Raw genomic sequence first — 2,617 nt, forward strand, 5'->3', positions numbered from 1 at the left:
GGGACTGTCAGGAATTTCGTGTGCGGGCGGCCATAGTGGATCCGAAGGAGGTTCCCGATGGCACGACGCAAAGCACCCCGCATCCCTGACGCAATCCTGGACCAGCTCCTGGCCGGGGCCGATCCGAAGACGGCCTTCGAGGCCGATGGCCTGCTGGACGAGCTGAAGAAGGCCCTGGCCGAGCGGGCGCTCAACGCCGAGATGGACCACCATCTGGCAGGCGAGGACGCCGGCAACACGCGCAACGGCTATGGCCGCAAGACGGTCACCACCGAGACCGGCCGGATCGAGCTTTCGATCCCGCGCGACCGGCAGGCGACGTTCGATCCGCAGCTGATCGCCCGGTATCAGCGCCGCTTTCCCGGCTTCGACGACAAGATCGTGTCGATGTACGCCCGTGGCATGAGCACCCGGGAGATCGCCGCGCACCTGCGCGAGCTCTACGGCATCGAGGTCTCACCCGACCTGATCAGCGCGGTGACCGACGCGGTGCTGGAGGAGGTCGCCGCCTGGCAGGCCCGGCCGCTCGAGCCGGTCTACCCGATCGTGTTCTTCGACGCCTTGCGGATCAAGGTGCGTGACGAGGGCGTCGTCCGCAACAAGGCCGTCCACATCGCGCTGGGCGTGCGCGCCGACGGCGCCAAGGAGATCCTCGGCCTCTGGCTGGAGCAGAACGAGGGCGCCAAGTTCTGGCTACGGGTCATGAACGAGCTCAGGAACCGCGGCGTCGAGGACGTGCTGCTGGCCGTGGTCGATGGCCTGAAGGGCTTCCCCGACGCGATCCGGGCGGTGTTCCCCGAGGCGCTGGTCCAAACCTGCATCGTCCACCTGCTACGCCATAGCCTCGACTTCGTGTCCTACAAGGACCGCAAGCTCGTGGCGGGTGCGCTGAAGGACATCTACCGCGCGCTCGATGCCGCGGCTGGCGAGGCGGCGTTGGCGGCCTTCGAGACGAGCGAATGGGGTCGGCGCTATCCGGCTATCGCCCAGAGCTGGCGACGGGCCTGGGGCGAGGTGGTCCCGTTCTACGCCTTCCCCGGCGAGGTTCGCCGGATCCTGTACACGACCAACGCCATCGAGACCCTGAACGCCACGCTGCGCCGGGCTGTGCGCGCCCGCGGGCACTTCCCGACCGACGAGGCGGCGCTGAAGCTGCTCTACCTGGTCTTGAACCGCTCCGAGAAGGCGTGGAAGATGGGGCCGCGTGAGTGGGTCATGGCCAAGGCGCAGTTCGCCGTCATCTTCGGCGAGCGCTTCACCCGGGCCATGGCGGCCTGATGTTCAACCCGCCGCCCGCACACGGAATTCCTGACAGTCCCGCTCGCGTCTGGAACGCGGTGCGCCAGACCAACTCGCTCTTCAGCGTCTTGAAGAACGTCTCGACCATCGCGTTGTCATAACAATTTCCCTTGCCGGACATCGAGATCACGATGCCATGTCCTCGTAGTTCCGCCTGATACTCATTCGAACAGTACTGACTGCCGCGGTCGGAATGATGAAATAAACCTGGTCCGGGCCGTCGGACGACAAGGGCACGTCGCAGCGCGGTCAGCGCGAGCTCCTTGTGAAGCCGGTCGCCCGCCGCCCGGCCCACGACCCGTCGGGAGTACAGATCGAGGACCACCGCCAGGTACAACCAGCCCTCCCGCGTCCAGATGTAGGAGATGTCGCTTCCCCACTTGCGGTCCGGCCCGGCCGCCGTGAAGTCCTGGTCGAGGTGGTTGGGCGCGACCGGAAAGGCGTGGCCGCTGTCCGTCGTGCGCCGGAAGCGGCGCGGCTGGCGGGCTTTGAGCCCGTTCTCCCGCATCAGCCGGGCCACGCGCCGCCGGCCTGCCGCCAGGCCCTGCTCGCGCAACTCGTGGGTCATGCGCGGGCTGCCATACGTCTCGTGCGAGAGCGTGAAGGCGGATCGGACGTGGGCAAGCAGCACGAGATCCTCGCGCTGCCGCGTCGAGGCCGGGCGGTTCTTCCAGGCGAAATAGCCGCTCGGACTGACGTCGAGGACCTTGCACAGGCGCGCGACCGGGAAGTCCTTCTTCGCCGCGTCGATGAGGCGGAACCTCATCGACTTCCCTCCTTGGCGAAAAAAGCCGTGGCCCGCCTCAGGATCTCCCGCTCCTGGCGCAGCACCTCGTTCTCGCGGCGCAGACGCTTGAGCTCGGCGGCCATGTCCTCCTGCCGGTCGGCCGGTGGGTTGTCCATCTCTCGCTCACGTCGACCGTCGATCCAGTTGCGCAGCGTCGAGAGCCCGACGCCGAGATCGGCGGCGACCTCGCGGCGCGACCGCCCACTTGTCTGCGCCAATCGCACCGCCTCAGCACGAAACTCAGGGGTAAAGGTCTGCTTCCGGTCTGCCATCGGAACCCTCCTCCTTCAGGAAAAGAGCTCTCCACTTTCTCGAGACAAGTCCACCGCAAACCGTCTCAAATCATCTGACGACGGACACGCCAAAGCGTGCGGTCTGGCGCTTCCACTACGCTTCCACGGGGTTGGAAAAGGGAGAGGCAATAGACAGCAAAAAGCCCGCAAAGTCGTTGACCTAGCGGGCTAAAAACTGGTTGCGGGGACAGGATTTGAACCTGTGACCTTCAGGTTATGAGCCTGACGAGCTACCGGG

Annotated in this window: 1 protein-coding gene and 1 pseudogene; one reads left to right on the forward strand and one right to left on the reverse strand. The window is 66.1% G+C overall.

The genetic code is table 11. From position 1 onward, the window contains the following. Positions 1–57 precede the first annotated feature (57 nt). On the forward strand, positions 58–1,278 hold the full coding sequence (locus ACTJK8_RS32220; RefSeq protein ID WP_440762770.1) for an IS256 family transposase: 1,221 nt from the start codon (positions 58–60) through the stop codon (positions 1,276–1,278). Positions 1,279–1,318: 40 nt separating this feature from the next. Here ACTJK8_RS32220 and ACTJK8_RS32225 read toward each other — a convergent pair. Beyond that, a pseudogene (locus tag ACTJK8_RS32225) lies at positions 1,319–2,358 on the reverse strand (IS3-like element ISMra4 family transposase); the annotation flags it as partial. Positions 2,359–2,617: the final 259 nt, after the last annotated feature.

This window comes from Methylobacterium sp. 22177 (assembly GCF_052045615.1).
In the GTDB taxonomy this organism is placed as follows: Bacteria; Pseudomonadota; Alphaproteobacteria; order Rhizobiales; family Beijerinckiaceae; genus Methylobacterium; species Methylobacterium radiotolerans.

What these genes read in the sequence shown, in the direction of transcription:
- ACTJK8_RS32220 (WP_440762770.1), top strand. Translation starts at nt 58, where the DNA reads ATGGCACGACGCAAAGCACCCCGCATCCCTGACGCAATCCTGGACCAG.